Annotated in this window: 19 protein-coding genes; 17 read left to right on the forward strand and 2 right to left on the reverse strand. The window is 66.0% G+C overall.

The window, feature by feature from the left end:
* Positions 1–225: 225 nt before the first annotated feature.
* Entirely contained in the window at positions 226–519 is a 294-nt protein-coding gene (locus EYZ64_RS00395; protein WP_135451367.1) for a WhiB family transcriptional regulator, read from the reverse strand.
* A 386-nt stretch (positions 520–905) separates the two neighbouring features.
* Between EYZ64_RS00395 and EYZ64_RS00400 the strand changes: the two genes are divergently transcribed.
* Complete coding sequence (locus EYZ64_RS00400; RefSeq protein WP_135451368.1) at positions 906–1,688, forward strand: helix-turn-helix domain-containing protein; 783 nt, start codon at positions 906–908, stop codon at positions 1,686–1,688.
* A gap of 12 nt (positions 1,689–1,700) precedes the next feature.
* On the opposite strand, the gene EYZ64_RS00405 is transcribed toward EYZ64_RS00400, so the two are convergent.
* Positions 1,701–3,188 (reverse strand): MinD/ParA family ATP-binding protein, encoded by a 1,488-nt coding sequence (locus EYZ64_RS00405; protein ID WP_135451369.1) that lies wholly within the window; start codon positions 3,186–3,188, stop codon positions 1,701–1,703.
* A gap of 392 nt (positions 3,189–3,580) precedes the next feature.
* Here EYZ64_RS00405 and EYZ64_RS00410 point away from each other — a divergent pair, with 392 nt between their 5' ends.
* The 16 genes from EYZ64_RS00410 (at position 3,581) to EYZ64_RS00485 (ending at position 21,926) form a co-directional block, all read left to right on the forward strand.
* A complete protein-coding gene (locus tag EYZ64_RS00410; RefSeq protein WP_135451370.1) occupies positions 3,581–5,128 on the forward strand; it encodes an EspA/EspE family type VII secretion system effector in 1,548 nt (515 codons plus the stop codon).
* Between the two features lie 31 nt (positions 5,129–5,159).
* On the forward strand, positions 5,160–5,471 hold the full coding sequence (locus EYZ64_RS00415) for an ESX-1 secretion-associated protein (RefSeq protein ID WP_135451371.1): 312 nt from the start codon (positions 5,160–5,162) through the stop codon (positions 5,469–5,471).
* 15 nt (positions 5,472–5,486) lie between these two features.
* Positions 5,487–6,335, forward strand: a complete 849-nt coding sequence (locus tag EYZ64_RS00420) for an ESX secretion-associated protein EspG (RefSeq protein WP_135451372.1) — start codon at positions 5,487–5,489, stop codon at positions 6,333–6,335.
* A gap of 14 nt (positions 6,336–6,349) precedes the next feature.
* Complete coding sequence (locus EYZ64_RS00425; protein ID WP_135451373.1) at positions 6,350–6,889, forward strand: YbaB/EbfC family DNA-binding protein; 540 nt, start codon at positions 6,350–6,352, stop codon at positions 6,887–6,889.
* Positions 6,882–8,606, forward strand: coding sequence for a type VII secretion AAA-ATPase EccA (gene eccA / locus EYZ64_RS00430; protein ID WP_135451374.1), 1,725 nt, complete (start codon positions 6,882–6,884; stop codon positions 8,604–8,606). Before EYZ64_RS00425 ends, eccA begins: the two co-directional genes overlap by 8 nt.
* A 3-nt stretch (positions 8,607–8,609) precedes the next feature.
* Entirely contained in the window at positions 8,610–10,052 is a 1,443-nt protein-coding gene (eccB, locus tag EYZ64_RS00435) for a type VII secretion protein EccB (protein ID WP_135451375.1), read from the forward strand.
* Positions 10,049–12,277, forward strand: coding sequence for a type VII secretion protein EccCa (gene eccCa, locus EYZ64_RS00440; protein WP_135451376.1), 2,229 nt, complete (start codon positions 10,049–10,051; stop codon positions 12,275–12,277). The genes eccB and eccCa overlap by 4 nt, the downstream gene beginning before the upstream one ends.
* A 2-nt stretch (positions 12,278–12,279) precedes the next feature.
* Positions 12,280–14,031, forward strand: coding sequence for a type VII secretion protein EccCb (eccCb, locus tag EYZ64_RS00445; RefSeq protein ID WP_135451377.1), 1,752 nt, complete (start codon positions 12,280–12,282; stop codon positions 14,029–14,031).
* A 180-nt stretch (positions 14,032–14,211) separates the two neighbouring features.
* Positions 14,212–14,505, forward strand: a complete 294-nt coding sequence (locus EYZ64_RS00450; protein ID WP_135451378.1) for a PE family protein — start codon at positions 14,212–14,214, stop codon at positions 14,503–14,505.
* A gap of 41 nt (positions 14,506–14,546) precedes the next feature.
* A complete protein-coding gene (locus EYZ64_RS00455) occupies positions 14,547–15,872 on the forward strand; it encodes a PPE family protein (protein WP_135451379.1) in 1,326 nt (441 codons plus the stop codon).
* 90 nt (positions 15,873–15,962) lie between these two features.
* Entirely contained in the window at positions 15,963–16,265 is a 303-nt protein-coding gene (locus EYZ64_RS00460; RefSeq protein WP_135451380.1) for a WXG100 family type VII secretion target, read from the forward strand.
* Between the two features lie 31 nt (positions 16,266–16,296).
* Complete coding sequence (locus EYZ64_RS00465) at positions 16,297–16,584, forward strand: WXG100 family type VII secretion target (protein ID WP_135451381.1); 288 nt, start codon at positions 16,297–16,299, stop codon at positions 16,582–16,584.
* A gap of 129 nt (positions 16,585–16,713) precedes the next feature.
* A complete protein-coding gene (locus tag EYZ64_RS00470) occupies positions 16,714–18,141 on the forward strand; it encodes a MinD/ParA family ATP-binding protein (protein WP_135451382.1) in 1,428 nt (475 codons plus the stop codon).
* Positions 18,138–19,670 (forward strand): type VII secretion integral membrane protein EccD, encoded by a 1,533-nt coding sequence (gene eccD, locus EYZ64_RS00475; protein WP_135451383.1) that lies wholly within the window; start codon positions 18,138–18,140, stop codon positions 19,668–19,670. Before EYZ64_RS00470 ends, eccD begins: the two co-directional genes overlap by 4 nt.
* 653 nt (positions 19,671–20,323) lie before the next feature.
* Positions 20,324–20,659: a DUF4333 domain-containing protein gene (locus EYZ64_RS00480; RefSeq protein ID WP_286174529.1), complete on the forward strand. Its 336-nt coding sequence runs from the start codon at positions 20,324–20,326 to the stop codon at positions 20,657–20,659.
* Between the two features lie 451 nt (positions 20,660–21,110).
* Complete coding sequence (locus tag EYZ64_RS00485; protein ID WP_135451384.1) at positions 21,111–21,926, forward strand: hypothetical protein; 816 nt, start codon at positions 21,111–21,113, stop codon at positions 21,924–21,926.
* Positions 21,927–21,954 lie beyond the last annotated feature (28 nt).

Raw genomic sequence — 21,954 nt, forward strand, 5'->3', positions numbered from 1 at the left:
AAGTTGGGGGACGGTGCCGTCACTGCGCCTCTCGGCGAGTGGTCGCACGAAGCGACGGTTCTGGTGTGGGGCCCGGGGCAATGCCCGACACCGTCCCCGGGTGTAACGGCACACCCCGGGCCCCTATTCCTCCCCCAGTGGAAACCTGTCCTTGCCCTGCCGTCCCCTCGAATCGGCAGCGTAAGAGCCAGACAAAAGTACTGGTGTGTTCCGCGGGCTCGCGGATCAGGCGGCTTCGTGGAAGACCAGGCCCAGCTTGCGCACGGGGTAGCCGTTGCGCTCGGCCAGCGATCGCAGCTGCTTCAGCGCGAAGCTGCGGCCCCGGCCCCCCTCGGGAACCGTGATGCCGGCCCAAAGTCCCTCAGCGCGGGGCAGTTCGCAGGCTTCGCGGGCGCACAGCCACCGCCGCGGGCATTCCCGGCAGATGACCTTGGCCTGATCGTCGGGGGTGGAGGTCCACCGCTCCGGGTCACTGGTGCACACGCCGAGCGGGATGCCGTTGGCCATGAGTGCGTTCATACTGCTGCTCCTGTTAGGACTTTTGTTGCGGTGTGTACCGCGTTGCGGGGAACGCTATAGCAAGAACCGTAGCGATGCAACAGTTTGATTGAAACCGCAGCGGTGCAACGCTACGGAAATTTGCATTGGTAACGATGGTGGATCACCAGGGGAAAGTCCGGTTGGATCTAAAACCGCACGTCAGAACGCCGATAGGTACCTGTATGTACCCGTAGCGGGAGATCGATTTGTCCGGTCAAGAAGCCGTAGCATCGGAGTTGTTTGCTGTGGATGCGAAAAACCCAAGGTGTAGCGGTGCTTCGGTCTGGGGTTAGGATTGACGGGTCCCGGCAACCGCTTCAGCACTTCAGCTGAGGCTGAGCACATTGGCGAGGAAACAGCCCCGTATGACCGACGCTGAGTACGACCTCGCCACCGGCGAGTTCGATGTCGGACTTATTCGCGCTGGTGCTGCAGCTGCGGCCAGGCGTCGCGAACTCGACATCAGCCAGCGCAGCCTCGCCGCCGACGGGATCATCAACGCCGGAGCCCTCATCGCGTTCGAGAAGGGCCGCAGCTGGCCCCGCGAGCGCACCCGGCTCAAGCTCGAAGAGGTGTTGCGCTGGCCGCCGGGCACCATCGCCCGGCTACGCCAGGGCGGGCCGGTACCCGATCCGGCGATGCCGGCACCGGCACCCGTGGAACCGCCGACCGTCGTCACCACGCAACCGCGGTTGACGACCACGCCACCGGCCAGCGACGAGGTACCGCTGATCGCCCAGGCGGTCCTGACGGCGGTGAACACCCTGGAGTCGACGATCGCCACGCTGCCGGCCGTGGGAGAACCCGAGTTCACCCCGCGGGTGACGTCCGTGCTGGCCGATCTTCGTCAGCTCGAGGCGGTGGCCGCTCGAGCCGCGCGGCTCAGCATGGTGACTCCGGCACTGATCAAGGCGCTCAGCGCGGTGCGGCGCCAGATCGATGAGCTGACCACGCTGGCCGCCACCGCGCCCGGGGCCACCCTCGGGCAACGCCTGTATGCCGCCCGTCGGCAGGCGAATCTCACGATCGGTGAAACCGCAACGGCTGCAGGTGTTTCAGAGGACACCGTGGCCCGCGCCGAGGCGGAATATCCCGTCGACGCCCCCGCGGTCCATGCTCTGGAGGCACTGATCGGCGCGATGCGCTGATCAGCGGACCGGCTAGCGGTCCCGCCGATCGTCGTGGGTCGGGAAGTGCTCGGCCAATGCCGCGGCGATCTCCAGGAACCGGCGCCGGGTCGGGGTCGACATCTCTCGCGGATCGACGACGCCGCCGGGACGCAGATGCCCGTCGAAAGGCACCTCGATCACTCGCTGACCCTGACCGGAGAACTGTCCGGCCAGGATGGTGCGCGTGCGTTTGTCGGCGTGGCCGTCGGAGTCGTTGAGCACCACGACCGTGCGCTGCAGCAGGTCTGTCATCTCGTGGGCGGCCAGCCAGTCCAGCGTCTGGCCGGCCGTGGCGGCGCCGTCCACCCATGGCGAGGACACCACGATCAAACCGTCGAGATCGCGCAGCACCTCCTGGGTCACCGGCGAGTCCATGGTCGAACTGCAGTCCACCACCGAGATCGAGAAATGCCTGTCGAGTCGGGTGGTGGCCTCGCGGTAGATGGCCGCGTCGAGTACCCGGCGGCGGGCCGGCGTGCCCTCGCCGGCGAGGACGAACAGCCCGGCGGCGTTGTTGCCGACGCGACTGCGCACATCGGCGAACGAGTCCAGGTGTTTGTCGTTGGCGAGCTCCCAATATGAGCTCTGTGCCTGGGGGTCGACGCGGCTGCCGAGCTTGCCGAAGGAGGTGTCGGCGTCGATGGCCACCACGCGATCGTCCTGGCGCAACTGGGCGAAGATCGATCCGACGCTGGCCGAGACGGTGGTCTTGCCCACCCCGCCCTTGCCCATCACTCCGACCTTGTAATGGCCCCGCAGGAGGCCTTTGATCTTGGCCTCCAACTCGGCCTGACGAAGGTCTTCGGGTGACGGGCCGGGGTTGACCAGCCCGAACGTTGCCCGGTACACGAACAGTCGCCAGCCACTGCCCGGCGGCTGGCGCTTCGGCGGCACCAGGTCGTTGACCCGGATGCGGTCGGCGTAGGAGCCGGTAGGCAGTGGCGGTATGCCGGGTGCGGCACCCGGATCCGGCGCGAATCCGCCTTCGGTGGGCCAAGGTTGGCCGGGCGGTGGTCCGTAGGGCTGCTGCGGCGGGCCTCCGGGCCCGGGTGGACGCTGGGACGGGAGCTGCCAGCCCGGAGGGTGCTGCTCCCACGCATCGGTTCGGGCATCGGGATGGCCCATGTTGAGCGGAGCCTGGTTCGGCGGTGCTTGACGGACGTCGCGTGGAGGCGGGGGAGGCGGCGGGGGCGGTGCCTGCTGCTGTGGCTGAGCCGGCGGTGCGGGCGGCGCCTCCCGGAACGTGCTGCGGGCGCGCTCGGCGTCGGGATCGGTCGGTACGCCCTTCGACGGCCCGGATTCGTCGGGCTCAGTGGTTTCCGCTGCCTTCGACGGCACGAAATTGACCGGAGCGCGCCCGGGGATCGACGGCGGCTCGGGCGGCTTACGACGGGTCGGCCGGGTATCGGGTTCGAAATGAGATTCCTCCGGACCCGTCCAGCCGAGCTCTCTACGCAAGGTGTCGTCGGGGTCGGGCACGCCTGAATCTCCTCCGGAACGCAATACAAGGGAACTTTGACCGTGCTCAAGTATCGACCACAACCCGTCCGGCTTGCATGATCCGCCCGCAATCGGCCCGAAGTTACGCTGCAGCAAATTCTGGTGGCAAACTCGGCGCGCGCCAAAAGCGAGGGGGAATCCGCGCCGGCAGGCATGGCGAAGTGCCCCGGCATCACCACACCGCACACCCCGTGCGGTCACGGTCCGCACTCATTCGGATACCTCGGGGAAAATGCTTTCCCAACTGCAATAAACCATGGTCCGAGGGGGTTCCGGGACCGCTTGTCCGGCGCCGTCGGAGGGCTGAAATTGGTGCGCTGACCGGGTCAGATGCGCTGGTAATCTCTGTTCCGGCGAAGGGGATACGGGGCATGGGACTGCTGGGCGATATTGCCGAGTTCGGCAAAGGCGTGATCGAGAACAATCTGAAGTGGACCGAGCGCGCCGCCAGGGTAGGGGAGTTCATCGCCCGGAACACCGTGGGTGCAGAACTCGAGCAGGTCGCCAGGTTCGGCGGCCAAATCGTCGCCCTCAGCCAGAAGGCCGCCAACTTTTTCGGATCGCAGATCGGCCAGCGTCTGATCAGATCGGCCCGGTCGCCCATCCTCGCTGCCGGTCAGCAGACCATCGAGTCGATGAAGCACAGCACCGGAGTCGGCGATCCAGAGGACGGACAACGCTTCGGCGCGGGGGCCGACAGGATGGACGCGGTCGGGCAGGTACTCGTGTCGGCGTTCCCGGATGACAGTTGGAACAGCGGTGGCGCCAGTGCCTACGCCGGCCGCAACGCCGAGCAGGTCGGCCGGGTCCAGACCATGCTCGGGTTGGACAACATGGTCGCCGGGGTACTGTCCGCCGAAGCCGGCCAGATCGCGGTCACCAGGGACAGTCTTGACGGGCATTCTGACTGGCTGGGCGCGATGAGCCTGCTCACCACGAGCGCGGGCATCATTCCGGGTTTCGGTCCGGCGGCCCAAATGTCGGCCGAATTCGCGATGGTGGCCAAGGCCGTTGGCGACTCGAGCGGCGATCTGAAGGCCCTGTGTGGGCATATCGACCAGAACGCAGCCGTATTGCGCAGCGCAGCAGCGCAATACGAGGCCCTGGCGGGTGGCGCCGCCGCTACTGGCGCGGAGTTCGCGCCCCCGGTCGACGACCCCGAGGCGTCCGCCGCGCCGGAAGATGCCTGCCCCGGTGCATCGGAAGGTCCCTGGGTCGCGGCTCCCGCTGGCTCCACATTCGGTGGAGGAGGAGACGCCCCGGGCAGTGGCGGCGGTGGCGCACCCACGAGCTCGTCGGGGCCGACGTCAGTCCCCTCAATGCCGTCGAACATGCCGGCCACGGGGGCCGCACCGTCCGCAACTGCGCCATCCGCACCCGCGGCCTCCGATGCCGCCGGCGTGCTCGGCGGAATTCTGGGCTCACTGATGGGCCCGCTGAGCGGAATTCTGGGCGGCGTGTTGCAGGCGGCCACCCAGGCAGGGACACAGGCGGCCCAGATGGCCGGGCAGGCGGGTGGTACAGGCGCCGACGCCGCCCAGCTCGAGAAGGTGTCGGGAGGTGCGGGCTTCGACGTTGATGACAAAGATGACGAAGACCGCGAGAAGGACGCCGAGGGCGAGAAGGCGGACGAGAAGGACGGCGAGGACAGGGGGGACGGGCCCGACGAGGGACAGGCAGGAGGCCTGTCTGACGCGGATTCTGCGGGTGGACCGGCTGATCCGCTGGACGCCGAGCGGGATGACAAGCCTGCCAAGACACTGCCGCCTGACCTGGAACCCGTGGCTGCCGGCGGCGGAGTGGCGGGTCCGGCTCCGGTGCATGTCGGGGTGGATTTCGAGCAGGGCCAGCTGCACATGGCAGCGGCGGCTACATTAGATCGCGGTGTACCCGGATCTGCGGCCGTGATCGACAGGTAAGAATCCGGGGACAGGGATCGAGGGGAATTTCATGGCGGGTGATTTGCGGGTTGCCACCGCGCATTTGTATGAGCTGTCGGCCAAACAAGGCCAGGCCGCGACCAGTCTGACTATCGCTACCGGGGTGGTCGATGGTGTCGACGCCTCGGTGCGGGTCACGCATGGGCCGATTTCGTCGTCGACGGCCACGGCCGTCGTGGCCGCGCTCAATGCGCGCCGAGCTGCCGGAACCGGTATGGCCAGTGTGTCGCGGAACCTCGGGGAAAAACTCACCCGCGCAGCGGGTGGGTATGACCGGACGGATTCGACGATGGGCGACGCCATCTGTGGAACTGCTCGGTAGCGGCGGAGCGGACTCATGACCAATCCGTACAGCGCTGACGCGAATACGCAGGCGATCGACGATGTCGTCGGGGTCGAACTGACCATCGACGGGATCCTGGTGGTCGCCGACAAGCTGGGACTGACCGATTTCCCGCCGTCCATGGGAATCCGGCTGAACATTCCGCAACCCGACCTGCGCAAGACCGTGTGGGAACAGGTCGAGCGGGATCTCACGGCCCAAGGGGTGCTGGATGTCTTCGGCACCCCACACCCTGAGGTGGCCGCCATGCTCGACACCTTGAGCCGGCCCGACCGCACACTGGAGGGGCGCTGGTGGCGCCGCGACGTGGGCGGGAAGATGATCCGGTTCGTGGTGTGCCGCAAGGGTGGTCGGCATGTGGTCGCTGCCCGCGACAACGACATGCTGGTGCTGCAGCGGGTGGCCGCGCAGGTGGGTCTGGCCGGCATGGTGATGACCGTGCTCGGAGAAGGCATGCCCGCCAGTGTCGAGCCGTTGACCGGTGTCGCGGCGACGCTGGCCAATTGCCGGACCGCCGACGAGCTGACCGGTTACGGGATTCCGCCGACCTCGGCACGGGTGTACGCGAACATCATCTCCGAGCCCGAGAGCTGGGTGGAACTCGTGGTGTCCGAGCGGAATCCGGGCGGCACCACCGCTCAGGTCGACGTGGCCGCAGGTGTGCTCGATTCCAAGCAGGGGCGCATCGTGTCCATCCCGCGCAAGGTGAACGGGGAGCTCTATGGCAGCTTCCTGACCGGAACCAAGGACAATCTGCAGCGGGCCCTGGATGGGTTGATCGAATTCCTGCCGTCGGGTTCGTGGTTCGACAAGTCCGAATCGGATCGCTCCTACCTGCACTGAAAGAGGCCGCCACGGTGGGTGACTTTCCGCCACATCATCCGGACGACGATGACGACGATGACAGCCGCTCGGTGCCGGAATTCTCGTACCCGGAAGAGGGTTCGGACGCCGCGGGTCTGGATGCGCTCGGGACGTACGACGGCGATGGTGTTGTTTTTGGTGCTGCCATATCTGGCGACGCAGAATCTGACGGTTTCGTCGATGAGGACGAGAATCTTGCAGTTCCGCTGTTCATCGTCACCAATCCGCCCGAAACCGTCACAGTGACGGCGTTCATGGACGGCAGGGTGCATCGGATCGAATTGGCACCCAAAATCACTGACCTGACCGAACGGGATCTCGCGGAGGAGATCCTGGTGATCGCGGGCCTGGCCGCTCAACAGGCCAAGTCTGCCCAGTACTCGTTCATGCTCGCGGGAATGCGCGAGCTTGGGCACGACGACGCGGCGACCCGCGACTTTCTGACCCGCGACCTGGATCTACTTACACCCGAGCAAGCCGATGATGCTCGGGCCCAGGTCTTTTCGACTCGCTATGGAGGCGATCATGGTTGACCACCTCGCTGGGATGTTCGGCTCGGCCGTCGGGATGCTGAGCGGCTCTCCGGCGCGTTCACTCGAGATATTCACCGAGATCACCAATTACGACGAATCCGCGTGTGACGCGTGGGTGGGTCGGATCCGCTGCGGTGACACCGACCGGGTGACGTTGTTCCGGGCCTGGTATTCACGCTCGAACTTCGGTCAGTTGGCCGGCTCGGCCGAGATCTCGATGAACGGTGTCGGCGCCCGGATCCCGATCGGCGGCATCTACGGGAAGGACATCTCCTACCCGATCAACTCGCCGCTGGCGATCACCCTGGGTTTCGCCGTGCAGGAGGCGTCTGAGGGCAACTACGCCGACGCTATGGAGGCATTGGAAGATGCCCCGGCCGGCGGGTCCGAGCATCTGGTGTCCTGGGTCAAGGCAGTGATCTACGGTGCGGCGCAACGCTGGACAGATGTGATCGACCAGGTGCGCGGTGCCGAGCAATGGCCGGACAATTTCCTGGCAGCTGCGGCAGGTGTGGCCCATGGCGTGGCGGCAGCCAACCTCGGGCTGTTCACCGAGGCAGACCGCCGCCTCACCGCCGCGGACGGTACGCCGGCAGCGGCCGCCTGTTCACGCGCCATCGCCTGGTTCCTGGCGATGGCCCGGCGCGCCCAGGGCAACGAAGAGTCGGCGCAGGTTCTCCTGGAATGGCTGCAGGCGAACTTCCCTGAGCCCAAAGTCACTGCAGCGCTGCGCGATCCGGCGTATCGACTGGAGACCACCACCGCTGAGAAGATCGCGGCCCGCACCGATCCGTGGGATCCGTCCAGCGTGGTGGCCGATACCTCGGGGCGCGACAAGCTGCTGGCCGAGGCACAGGCCGAACTGGACAAGCAGATCGGCCTCAGCCGGGTCAAGGAGCAGATCGAGGCCTACCGGGCGGCAACCCAGATGGCCCGGATCCGTGCCGCACGCGGCATGAAGGTGGCCCAGACTTCCAAGCACATGATCTTCGCGGGTCCGCCCGGTACGGGTAAGACCACGATCGCGCGGGTGGTGGCCAACATCCTGGCCGGTCTCGGGGTCATCGCCGAGCCGAAGCTGATCGAAACCTCGCGTAAGGATTTCGTCGCGGAGTACGAAGGCCAGTCGGCGGTGAAGACGGCCAAGACGATCGATCGCGCCCTTGGTGGCGTGCTGTTCATCGACGAGGCCTACACCCTGGTGCAGGAGCGCGACGGCCGTGCCGACCCGTTCGGTACCGAGGCGCTGGACACCCTGCTGGCCCGGATGGAGAACGACCGCGACCGTCTGGTGGTCATCATCGCCGGTTACAGCAATGACATCGACCGTTTGTTGGAGGCCAACGACGGTCTGCGTTCCCGGTTCGCCACCCGTATCGAGTTCGACTCGTACTCGCCCGACGACATCGTCGAGATCGCCAAAGTCATTGCCAAGGCCAATGATTCGTGGCTCGACGATGACGCCTGCAAGCGGGTCAACGAGGCGGCCGCGTTGTTGAGCCAGCGCACGCTCAACAACAAGCCCGCGCTGGACATCGCCGGTAACGGTCGCTACGCACGGCAGCTGGTGGAGGCCGGTGAGCAGAACCGCGACATGCGACTGTCCCGGTCGTTGGACTTCGAGAGTCTGGGTGTCGAGCAGCTCAGTGAGATCAACGGAGACGACATGTCGGCGGCGATCGCGGCGGTGCACAGCCGCCTGAATATCGGCGAATAAGCGATGGCAGGCTTCCGGCTCACCACCAAGGTCCAGGTCAGCGGCTGGCGATTTCTGCTGCGTCGCGTCGAGCACGCGATCGTGCGCCGCGACACCCGGATGTTCGACGATCCGCTGCAGTTCTACAGCCGTGCGGTGTTCGCCGGTGTCGTGGTCTCGGTGCTGATCTGCCTCGGCGCGGGGTTGATGGCGTACTTCAAGCCGCTGGGCAAGCAGGGCAGCGATCAGTTGCTGGTGGATCGCACCACCAATCAGCTCTACGTGATGTTGCCCGGGAGCAATCTGTTGCGTCCGGTGTACAACCTGACCTCGGCCCGGTTGGCGCTCGGCAACTCCGGCACCCCGTCCGCGGTGAAGTCTGAGGAGCTCAACCGGTTGCCCAAGGGGCAGCCGATCGGCATCCCCGGTGCGCCGTATGCCACCTCCACGGGTGTGCCCGCATCGCGCTGGACGCTGTGCGACACCGTGGCCAAGCCGGACAGCTCGGCACCCAAGGTGGAATCGTCGATCCTGATCCGGTCGCTGGCAACGGATCTCGCGGTCGGCCCGATGCGACCGAACCAGGGCATGCTGGTGACCTTCGAGGGCGGCAACTGGCTGGTCACCGAAGACGGCAGGCACAGCATCGACCTGTCGGACCGGGCGATCAGCTCGGCCGTGGGCATCCCGGTCACCGCGAAGGCCACGCCGGTCTCGGAAGGGCTGTTCAACGCACTCGCCAACCGGGGACCCTGGCAGCTGCCGGGTATTCCGGCCACCGGTGCGCCGAATACCGTTGGGCTGCCGGAGAATCTGGTGATCGGCTCGGTGTTCCAGACGGCCACCGAATCCGATCCGCAGCACTATGTGGTGTTGCCGGACGGGGTGGCCCGGGTCAACCTCACCACCGCTGCGGCGTTGCGCGCCACCAACTCCTACGGCCTGATGAAGCCGCCGTCGGTGGAGGCCAGCCAGGTCGCCAAGATCGCCGAGCAGGTGTACGCCTCGCCGTTGCCGGACAAGCCGATGGACGTGCTGCTGCGTCAGGACTCGCCGGTGTTGTGCTGGGCCTGGCAGCGTGAACCCGGCGATCAGGCGCCGAAGACTACCGTCATCGCAGGCCGACGGCTGCCGATCCCGTCATCGGCCGTCGGCACTGGGATCGACCAGATCGGCGGTGACGCAACGGTGTACATCGAAGGCGGCCAGTTCGTGCGGCTGCAGTCACCGGATCCCCGGGTGGGCGAGAGCCTGTATTACATCGACCCGCAAGGAGTGCGGTACGGCATCGCCAATGACGATGCCGCGAAGAATCTGGGCTTGTCCGGTTCGGTGAACGCACCGTGGCAGGTCGTAGGGCTGCTGGTGGAGGGCCCGGTGTTGTCGAAGGACGCGGCGCTGCTTGAGCACGACACGCTGCCTGCCGACCCCCATCCGCGCAAAGTGGAAAGCAAGCAAGGCTCATGACAACCAAGAAGTTCACCCCGACCATCAAGCGGGGGCCGCGGCTGACACCGGGCGAGATCAATGTCGCCGCACCAGATGACCTCGGTATCGAGATCCCGCCGTCGGGCATGCAGAAGGCCATGCCCTGGGTCATGGGCGGCTGCATGATCGGCATGATCGCGATCATGATCTTCACCGGGGTCCGTCAGCTGTCTCCGTACATGCTGATGATGCCGTTGATGATGATCATGGGCACCGTCGGAATGATGGGCGGTGGCGGTGGCGGGGGCAAGAAGGTCCCAGAGATCAATGCCGACCGTAAGGAATACCTGCGGTACCTGGCCGGCCTGCGCACGCGCGTGACGTCGTCGGCGTCGGCTCAGGTGGCGTTCTTCGGTTACCACGCACCGCATCCCGACGATCTGTTGTCGATCATCGGCACTCACCGGCAGTGGTCGCGTCAGGCCAATTCCGACTTCTACGCCGCGACCCGCATCGGCATCGGCGCCGAGATCGCGGTGGACCGGCTGCTCAAGCCGAACACCAGCGGCGAGCTGGCCGGTCCGCAGGGCGCGCCGCAGCCGCACCTGGAGCCGGTCAGCCACATGTGGGTGACCAAGTTCCTGCGCACCCACGGCCTGATCCACGATTGCCCGAAACTTGTTCAGCTGCGGACATTTCCGACGATCGCCGTGGGTGGCGACCTCGACGGTGCCTCGGCGATGCTGACCGCGATGATTTGTCATCTGGCGGTGTTCCATCCGCCGGACCTGTTGCAGATCCGGGTGCTCACCGACAACCCGGAAGATCCGAATTGGTCGTGGCTCAAGTGGCTGCCGCACGTGCAGCACCAGACCGATACCGATGCGGCCGGGCCCACCCGCCTCGTCTACACCCGCCCCGACGGCTTGAGCGATCTGACCGCGCGGGGCCCGCACAGCGCGGACGCCGCGCCCGGCGGTCCGTACGTGATCGTGGTGGACCTGACCGGCGGCAAGGCCGGCTTCCCGGTCGACGGCCGGGCCGGGGTCACAGTGCTCACCCTCGGCAATCACCGGGGTTCGGCGTACCGGTTGCGGGTCGACGCGGACGGGACGGCCGACGACAAGTTGCCGAACCAGAACTACCGCGAGGTCACGCGGGTCGTCGACCGGATGACCCCGGCGCAGGCCGGCCGGGTCGCCCGCAAGCTGGCCGGCTGGTCGATCACCGGCACGATCATCGACAAGAACGTCCGGGTGCAGAAGAAGGTCTCCAAGGAATGGCACCACCTGGTGGGCGCCAAGTCGGTCGAGGAAGTGACCCCGGCACGCTGGCGGATGTTCACCGACACCGACCGCGACCGGCTCAAGATCCCGTTCGGCCACGAGCTCAAGTCCGGCGAGGTGATGAAGCTGGACATCAAGGAGGGCGCGGAGTTCGGTGCCGGGCCGCACGGCATGCTCATCGGAACCACCGGCTCGGGTAAGTCGGAGTTCCTGCGCACCATGATCCTGTCGCTGGTGGCCACCCACCACCCCGACCAGATCAACCTGCTGCTCACCGACTTCAAGGGCGGTTCGACCTTCCTCGGTATGGAGAAGCTGCCGCACACCGCGGCCGTCGTCACCAACATGGAAGAGGAAGCCGAGCTGGTCGGCCGTATGGGCGAGGTGCTCACCGGTGAACTCGACCGGCGTCAGCAGATCCTGCGTCAGGCCGGTATGCAGGTGGGTGCCGCGGGTGCGCTGTCCGGCGTGGCCGAGTACGAGAAGCATCGCGAACGCGGCGCCGACCTTCCGCCGTTGCCGACGCTGTTCGTCGTGGTCGACGAGTTCGCCGAGCTGCTGCAGAACCACCCCGACTTCATCCAGCTGTTCGACCGCATCTGCCGCGTGGGCCGGTCACTGCGCGTGCACCTGCTGCTGGCCACCCAGTCGCTGAACACCGGTGGCGTGCGGATCGACAAGCTCGAGCCGAACCTGACCTACCGAATTGCGTTGCGCACCACCAGCTCGTCCGAGTCCAAGGCGGTGATCGGCACGCCCGAGGCGCAGTACATCACCAACAAGGAGAGCGGCGTGGGCTTCCTGCGGGTGGGTATGGAGGATCCGGTGAAGTTCAGCACCCTCTACACCGGAGCCAACTACGTGCCCGAGGTCGAGGAGTCGGTCGACGGCGAGGCCAGGCCACGCTCGCAGCGGCAGGCCCGGCTGCGGATTCATCAGTTCACGACGACACCGATTTTTGATACGGCGGTGAGTTAGCGATGAGTACAGACGCCGAACCCAGGGTGCTGCGTGAGGTGGTCCTCGGACAGTTGGGCACCGGCGAGAGCCGCGCCTACAAGATGTGGCTGCCGCCGCTGACCGATCCGACTCCGGTCAACGAGTTGATCGAGCGCGACTATCAGCGTCAGCCACTGCGCTTCCCGCTGGGAATCATGGACGAGCCGCGCAGGCACCGACAGGACATCTGGGGCGTCGACGTCTCGGCGGCCGGTGGCAACATCGCGATCGGCGGTGCCCCGCAGACCGGCAAATCGACCTTCTTGCAGACCCTGATGCTGTCGGCCGCGGCCACCCACACGCCGCGGCAGGTGCAGTTCTACTGCATCGACCTCGGTGGTGGTGGCTTGATGTACATGGAGGATCTGCCGCACGTGGGTGGCGTGGCCACCCGTGCCGAGCCGGACCGGGTCAACCGCGTGGTGGCCGAGGTCAAGGCGGTGCTCAGGGCACGTGAGCAGGTGTTCAAGCAGTACCGCGTGGGCTCGGTCTCGGCCTACCGCGAGATGCGGGAGGACCCGAACAACCCGGCCGCGCAGGATCCCTTCGGCGACGTCTTCCTCGTGATCGACGGTTGGCCGGCGTTCGTGGCGGATTTCCCCGATCTCGAGCCCGCCGTGCAGGACCTGGCCGGCCAGGGGCTGGCGTACGGCGTGCACGTCATCATCTCCACGCCGCGCTGGACCGAGCTCAAATCACGTGTGCGTGACTACCTGGGCACCAAACTCGAATTCCGCCTCGGCGACGTCAACGAGACGCAGATCGACCGGATCACCCGCGACATACCGGCAAACCGGCCGGGCCGCGCCGTCTCGCTCGAGAAACATCACCTGATGATCGGCGTACCTCGGCTGGACGGTGTCCACAGCTCCGCCAACATCGTCGACGCGATCACGGCGGGTGTACAGGAAGTGGCCTCGCGCTACACCGACCAGGCACCGCAGGTGCGGGTGCTCCCGGACAAGATCTACCTGCACCAGCTCGACCCGAACCCGCCGGGACCCGATTCGGATTACCGGACCCGCTGGCAGGTGCCGCTGGGGCTGCGCGAGTCCGACCTCGCGGTCGCCTACAACCAGATGAACATGACGCCTCATCTGCTGATCTTCGGCGCTCCGAAGTCGGGGAAGACCACCATCGCGCATGCGGTGGCCAAGGCGATCTGCAGTCGCAACAGTCCCGACCAGGTGCGGTTCATGCTCGCCGACTACCGGTCGGGCCTGCTCGACGCGGTGCCCGAGTCGCATCTGCTGGCGGCCGGCGCGATCAACCGCAACAGTGCGTCGCTGGAAGAGGCCATCAAGGCGCTGGCGACCAACCTGAAGAAGCGGTTGCCGCCGCCGGACCTGACCACGGCGCAGCTGCGGGCGCGGTCGTGGTGGAGTGGGCCCGACATTGTGCTGCTGGTCGACGACTGGCACATGATCACCGCGGCCGCGGGCATGATGTCGCCGATGGCGCCGTTGGGTCCGCTGCTGCCCGCAGCGGCCGACATCGGCTTGCACGTCATCGTGACGTGCCAGATGAGCCTGGCGCACCGGGCGACGATGGATAAGTTCGTGGGCGCCGCCTACGGCGCCGGTTCGCCGACGTTGTTCCTTTCAGGGGAGAAGAACGACTTCCCGTCGCGGGAGATCATCGTCAAGAAACGGCCGCCTGGCCAGGCATTTATGGTCGCGCCGGACGGCAAGGAAGTCATTCAGGCGTCCTATGTCGATCCGCCCGCGGAATAAGTGTTCTCAGCACTCCAAAACTGCAGTTAGTATTTGACCAACGCGCTCAGCAACGCTGGCGGCGGCCCGCCAGCAAAGAGATCGGGGGACAGATCTCTTGACGACATGGCAAACTTTCTGCCACGTCGCCTCTGGGTGCTTGTCCCTGGTTATTAGTAATCGAAACAGGGGAGCAAGCAAATGCAACCGATGATGCACAACCCGGGTGCCGAAGGTGTTGCGGCACAGGTGATCGCAAACGCGGCCCGCGGTCTGGCCGGCGGCACCACCGCTACTGCGGCCGTCACCGCACTGGTTCCGGCCGGCGCTGACGAAGTCTCGGTAATGGCTGCGATGGCCTTCGCCAGCGAGGGAGTCGAGGCTCTTGCCGCGAACTCGTTCGCCCAGGAGGAACTCACTCGGGCAGGTGCGGCCTACCAGGAGATCGCGGGTATCTACAACGCGGTCGACGCAGCTCAGGCCACCACGCTCTAGCCGCCCGTCGGCAAAATCGTCAGAGATAGGGTCGTCCAGCAATGGTCATGGCACCACCGGTTCCGCCGACCTGGTTCGCGCTGCCGCCAGAGGTCAACACCGCGCGCTTGATGTTGGGTGCCGGCCCGGCGCCGATGCTCCAGGCGACAGCGGGCTGGGAAGGTCTGGCCATCTTGCTGGAGACCCAGGCCGACGAGCTGGCCGGGGCGCTGAGCACCCTGACCTCGGTGTGGAGCGGCACGGCAAGTGAACGCGCTGTTTCCGCAACCATGCCGATGATCATGTGGCTGCGGACCATGGTGCTGCAGGCGCAGAAGCGGGCGTTGCAGGCAAGCGCCCAGGCGAGCTCGTACACGCTGGCTCTGACGACCACTCCGCCAATTCCGGAGATCGAGCAGAACCACGTCACGAACGCAGTCCTGAACGCCACCAACTTCCTCGGTATCAACACGATGCCGATCGGGTTGAACGAGATGGACTACTTCGTCCGGATGTGGAACCAGGCTGCCGGTGCGATGGAGGCGTATCACGCCGAAACCACCGCCAACCTGCTGTTCGAGCCGTTCGTGCCGATGCAGCCGATCGTGATGCCCGGGATCGGTGAGACGACCGCGGCAGCGGCGATCGCGTCGACGGCGCCGCGGACGGCCGCCGGTGTCGCCCGCAACATGACGGTCGAAGCGATCAGCGCCGTATCCACGTTGTCGTCGATGAAGTTGGCTGTCGGCAATGCCGCCGCGCAGGCCAACCATGCCGAGCAGCGGGCGGTCGGTGCGGCGAGCAAGGGCGAGAACGCCGGGCAGCAGGAGAAGGACCCGACGGAGAAGAACCCCATGCAGCAGGGCATGCAGATGGCCATGCAGATGGGGCAACAGGGCGCACAGATCGCGGGGCAGATCCCGCAGATGCTCCAAAGCCCGATGCAGGCGATGACGCAGCCGTTGCAGCAGGTGACGCAGATGGTCAGTCAGTTCGCCGGCATGGGCGGCGGTGACAAGGGCATGCAGATGGGGCTGATGGGGGCGTCGCCCTTCTCGAACCACCCGCTGGCCGGGGGTACGGGCCCGAGTTCTGGCGCGGGCCTGGTGCGCGCGGCGTCGCTGCCGGGTGCACTCGGATCTCCGCCGCGTACAGCGCTGTTGTCCAGCATGTTGGGCATCAGCGGGGAGGCCAAGCCGGCCGCGTTTGCCTCGGCCGCGGGCGCCGCAGGTCCGATGGCGCCGGTGGGTAGCGGCGCCGGTGGCGGCGGCGGGGCACCGGTGCACGCTGCCAAGAACAAGGAAGAGAGCGTCGCCGCCAAGGACGGATTGATCGCGCCGACAGCACTCACGTACGACCAAACAGAAGACGGGGACGACGACTGGTAGTCGTCCGCCACACAGACTTTCCGGCCACCCGGCCGGAGGACTCGCCAATTTTCTCTGGTGAGGACAAAGGAAAAATAAGGGGAATCCAACATGGCACAGATGAATACAGATGCCGCCGTCCTCGCCAAGGAGGCTGCTAATTTCGAGCGCATCTCGGGTGAGCTCAAGAGCGTCATCGCTCAGGTCGAGTCGACCGGTGGCACCTTGGCTGCCCAGATGCAGGGTCAGGCCGGTACGGCTGCTCAGTCGGCGCTGATGCGGTTCCACGAGGCTGCTGACAAGCAGATCCAGGAGCTGAACGAGATCTCGACCAACATCCACACCTCGGGTACCCAGTACTCCAGCACCGATGACGATCAGGCCGGCAACCTGGCCTCGTCGATGCAAATCTGACCTAGCTGACCACAAGAAAAGGAAACAAGACATGACAGAACAGGTTTGGAACTTCGCAGGCATCGAAGGCGGAGCCAGTGAGATCCAGGGCGCCGTCGGCACCACCGCCGGCCTGCTGGACGAGGGCAAGGGTTCGCTGGCTTCGCTCGCCTCGGCGTGGGGCGGCTCGGGTTCGGAGGCCTACCAGGCCGTTCAGACCCGTTGGGACAGCACCTCCAACGAGCTGAACCAGGCGCTGCAGAACCTCGCGCAGACCATCAGCGAAGCGGGGCAGACCATGGCCCAGACCGAGGCCGGCGTCTCGGGGATGTTTGCCTAGTACTACGCGGCAACAAGCATGCTTTGGTGGGCGGGTGTTCGGACTATCTGATGATGGCCCGAACCCGCCCACCAATTGTGCTTGGGTGTAAAGATCTAACCATCTGTTTTGACTATCTGAGGGGTCCCCATGTCGGCCGACTATGACCGGCTCTTTCACTCGTCGGAACCGGGTAAACCGGTCGACGACGCCACCGCAATCGTGGACAGAGATGCCATTCTGAAGGCCGCCGCGGCCGCGCCGCCACCGCCGGTCCCGGTCGGGGAAACCAGTTCCACGGACCTTCCCGTGGCCCCCACGGCGGCAACCCAAACTCAGGCCGCCGCGCAGCCGCGGCATGCGGAGACCACTCCGCAGATGCCTGCGCCGATGCCGCCGCCGCCGGCGAGCGCGCCGCAGTGGCCGCAGAACTCGATGCTGCGGGCCCCGCAGCAGCAGCAGTTCGGCCAGGGCGCACGGCACGAGCAGGCCCGCGCCATGCCCGGTCCGGCCCCGCGCGTCGCGCCCGGCCCGGCGCCGTCGCAGTTCGCCGATCTCGATCCCGAGGTCAGTGGCCAGTGGCGAGCGGGGCAGGCCATCCCGACCCCAGCCGCGCCCGGCCCCACCTCGGCCGCCACGATGGGCAACCACCGCGCGATCGACGCGTTGTCGCACGTCGGGGTCAAGACCGGGGTGAAGGCTCCGTCCCAGCGCGGATGGCGGCACTGGCTGTATCTCACGACGCGGATCAACCTCGGCCTGTCGCCCGATGAGATCTATGAACTTGAATTGCACGGCCGAATTCGGCGCAATGCCCGTGACTCGTACCAGATCGGTGTGTTCGGTCTGAAGGGCGGCGTCGGCAAGACCGCAGTTACGGTTGCACTCGGGTCGGCGATGGCCAAGGTCCGCGGTGACCGCATCCTGGCGATCGACGCCGACCCCGACGGCGGCAATCTGGCCGACCGTGCCGGACGGCAGTCCGCGGCGACGATCAACGATCTGCTGGCCGACCAGGAACTGTCGCGTTACAACGACATTCGCGCCTACACGAGCATGAACGGGTCCAACCTCGAAGTGCTGTCCTCCGAGGACTACAGCGGCGCGCAGCGCGAGTTCAACGACGACGACTGGAAGGGCGCCACCTCCGTGGTGTCGCGCTACTACAACTTGGTTCTCGCCGACTGCGGCGCCGGCCTGTTCCAGAAGGCCTCCCGCGGTGTGTTGTCCACCGTGTCGGGCATGGTCATCGTGGCCAGCGCCTCGATCGACGGGGCCCGGCAGGCCGCCATCACGATGGACTGGCTGCGCCAGAACGGATATCAGGATCTGCTCGGCCGGTCCTGCGTCGTCATCAACCACGTCACGCCGGGTAAGCCCAACGTCGACATCGAGGATCTGGTGCAGCAGTTCGAGCGCCACGTACCCCCGGGTCGTGTCATCGTGCTGCCGTACGACAAGCACATCGCCGCGGGCACCGAGATTCAACTCGAGTTGCTCAGTGACACTTACCAGCGCCGTATCACCGAGCTGGCCGCTGCCCTGTCCGACGATTTCGACAGGCTTGAACGCCGTTGACCGCGACAGCAGCAACCGCTGATACATCGAGCTCGACGCCGAACAAGCCGTCCACCACCAGGGTCACGATCCTCACCGGTAAACGGATGACGGATCTGGTGCTGCCGGCCGCCGCGCCCATCGAGACCTATATCGACGAAACCGTCAGTGTGCTGGGCGATTTGCTCGAGGATACGCCGAAGGACACCCTCGCGGGTTTCGACTTCTCCGAGCAGGGCATGTGGGCGTTCGCCCGCCCGGGCGCGCCGCCGTTGAAGGCCGACGAATCTCTGGATGATGCCGGAGTGGTCGACGGATCATTGCTGACGCTCGTTTCGGTCAGCCGTACCGAGCGGTATCGCCCGCTGGTCGAGGACGTGATCGACGCGATCGCCGTGCTCGACGAATCACCGGTGTTCGACCGCACCGCATTGAATCGCTTTGTCGGCGTGGCGATCCCGGTGGTGGCCGCGGCAATCACCGCGATGTCGTTGGTGTCCTCGAGTGGCGCCGGCCAGGGCTGGTGGTGGGCGGTGGCGCTGGGGTTGTTCGGCCTGGGCCTGCTCGGCGGCAGCTTCGCTGCCCAGAGCCGTTACGAGAACCTGGATCTGGCCGAGAGCCTGCTACTGGCCGCTACGATCGTGTTGGGCGGTGCCGCAGCGCTGGCCGTGCCGTTGCCCTATGACGCGGATTCCCTTGGTGCGCCACAACTCGCCGGTGCAGGCGCGGTGGTGCTTTTGGTGACGTTGGCAACCCGCGGTGGGCCGCGCCGTCGCGCCGATGCGGCTTCATTCGTCGCGATCTTGGCGATTGCGATCACCGGCGCGGCGATCACGGTCGGGTACGGCGGAGCCAGCTGGGTGCCGGCCGGTGCCATCGCGTTCGGATTGATCGTGGTGACCAATGCCGCCAAACTCACTGTCGCCGTTGCCCGTATCGCCCTGCCACCGATTCCGGCGCCCGGTGAGTCGGTGTCCAACGACGAGCTGCTCGACCCGGTCGTCACGCCGGACGAGGTCGACGACGCTTCACCCACGTGGAAGGCGATCATCGCTTCGGTGCCGGAATCGGCTGCACGGCTGCAAGAGCGCAGCCAGCTGACCAGTCAACTGTTGATCGGATTCCTCTCGGCCGGCGCGCTGGTGCTGTCGGTGGGTGCCATTGCGGTTGTGGTGCAGGGGCATTTCTTCGTGCACAGCATGATCGTGGCCTTACTGGTGGCCGTGATCTGTGGCTTCCGATCGCGGCTTTATGCCGAGCGGTGGTGCTCCTGGGCACTGCTCGCGGCGGCGATCGCGGTGCCGACCGGCGTGATGGTGCGCCTGTGCCTGTGGAATCCGGGTAGCGCCTGGTTGGTGCTGGCGATCTACACCGCGGTGGGTCTGGTCGCGGTGATCGCGGTGGGGGCCACCGACGGCGTGCGCCGGGTGTCACCGGTGACCAAGCGGATTCTGGAGCTGACCGATGGAGCCGCCATCGCCGCGGTGATTCCACTGCTGCTGTGGATCGCCGGCGTGTACGACCTGCTGCGAAACCTGCGGTTGCACTGAGGTTTAGGGGCCGACGGGCTTTAGCAGCCGACGCCACCACCTACCAGAGCGGATCTCGGTTCGGTTGGCGCCGGCAGCGGTACCGTCGGGCCATGATGACCCGTCGCCGGCGGCTCAGCAATTACGCAATTACACGACGGAATTCAGAGTTCGCCTCAGGGCGAGGCCATTCTGGAGGCTGCGGCCACTGACAATGGCCAACTGGGTAAGCCCGCTCAATTTGTGGTGCAGACCGTCAATGCGTCGAACGGCTGGGCGTTCTTGTGTGCCTAGTTCAAGGACCCCGACGGGAGCCCGTTCGACCAGGCCGGAACTCCGATGGCCGACGTGGCGGCAAACGGTGGCGCCTCGAAACGCTGTGAAGGACTGTTCCGGTCAAATCAAAGCGGCGGTTGGGATTTGGTGACCAGCGCGGTGGGGCCTACCGCGCCGGAGCGGGCCGAGTGGGCCCAGGAATACCCTGCACCGGCGGAGCTGTTCGTCAGCTGAGGTTGATTGGCGCGAATTCGGTGACGTAACGGGCGTTTTCGGGGCAGCCGTTGTCCTGAATTTCCGCGCTTGCGTTGTGTGATCTCGGGTTAGGCTGCTGGCCAATAGGTCCCGCGGCGGTGCGGAACCGGCGAATGACTCCGGGGGAGCGAATCAGAATGAAAATGACGTCAAACATGCGCGTGGGTATTGCTGCAGCATTCGTGGTCGCGGCAGGTGTACTCGGAGCATGTTCGGCTCACATCGAAGCTGGCACTAGCGCGGGGATCGGCAAAGAGCAGTTGGCAAAGACGGTCAAGGAGAAGTTGGAAGCCCAGGTCGGGGAGAAGGCGGATTCGGTGGTGTGCGATGGCACCCTGCCGGCCAAGGTCGACGCCACTCAGAAATGCGTGCTGACCGCTGGCGGCAGCACGAAGTATGGGGTGACGGTCACCGCCACCTCGGTTGACGGGGAAAACGTCAAGTTCGATGTCAAGGTTGACGACAAGCCGATGGGGTAGCGGGATCGCGCGCAGTAGCGATCGTGAACCCGAACTGGACGTTGTCGTGGTTTCGTCTCTGAAGTTTGTGGCACGGGCTGATGGTGTGAACACCGATGCGGTGCAGATTTCGGGTCGCCGGGCGAGCATCGCGACCTCTGGCCGCAGAGGCGGGCGACCCAGATTTTGCGTATTCGGGGTACTCGCACCTCAGGTAGTCTTTTGCTGAGCTATTTGGTGGAGGGGACCACATTATGGGCGTGTCTGGGCTGGTGAGCCGGGGTTCGCGCGCTGCGGGGGAGTTTGGCGAGTTGATCGGCCGAGGGTCGTCACCAGGACACCGCAAGATCAGCGCTGAGCCCCGCTCGATTTCAAAGCGTGACGTGCACGCCGCCTCGTTGTCGGTGGTAGCGGTCGCTGGCCGTGATGAGAATGCCGGCCTGCTGTCGGATGCGGTTGGTGTACCGGGCGATTGGGGATGCCGATGAGTGGATTGAAGGTCAATCCGACTGAGGTGCGGACGCAGGGCGCATCGATGGAATCCAGTGCTGGCGCGATTCCCGCGCCGCCGGACCGATTTACCGCACAGGGCACGGATCCGATGTCCGAAGCGTTGGCAACCCGGACGCAGCAGGTCGAGGCGCCGTTCATCGATGGTGTCGGCCGAACCAAGGCTGACGCGCAGGCCACGGCCCGGAATATTCAGACTGCCGCCGACAAATATGAGCAGACCGATCAGCAGATCGCCGAGCAGGTACAGGCGACGGGGCTGGGCGGTGCTGCGGGCACAGCCAGCGGATCCGGTGCCGGTGGTGGCGCAGAGGGATTGCAGCAGCTGCAGCAGATGATGCAGATGCCGATGCAGATGGCACAGATGACCGCCCAAGTTCCGATGCAGATGGCTCAGATGGCCGGCCAGATACCGCAGGCAGTCATGCAGGGTGTGCAGCAGATCGGCCAGATGACCGGCGGAATGGGCCAAGGCGCCGACGCCGCGGCGGGCAAGCCTGGCGGCGGGTCGACGGAGGCCGACAAGGCAACCGAGCGTGAAGAACGCGAAGAAAAGGAAGCGCGCGACAAAGACGAGGCCGAGCGCCAGAAACGCGAAGAAGAAGCTGAACGCGACGACGGCGCCGCAGCTTCCGGGCCCTCCGAACACGCGCCCGTGTCTTCGCCGCCCGCGGCGCAACCCGCCCCTGTACCCGGTACGCCGACGCCGGACGCTGCGTCACCGCCAGTCGCGGCCGGACCGCGACGAGCACCCTCTGATCCTGCGATTGTGTTGTGACCGTATCCGTGACTGAGTCAAAGGTGTG

The sequence above is a fragment of the Mycobacterium sp. DL99 genome (assembly GCF_004762045.1).
In the GTDB taxonomy this organism is placed as follows: domain Bacteria; phylum Actinomycetota; class Actinomycetes; order Mycobacteriales; family Mycobacteriaceae; genus Mycobacterium.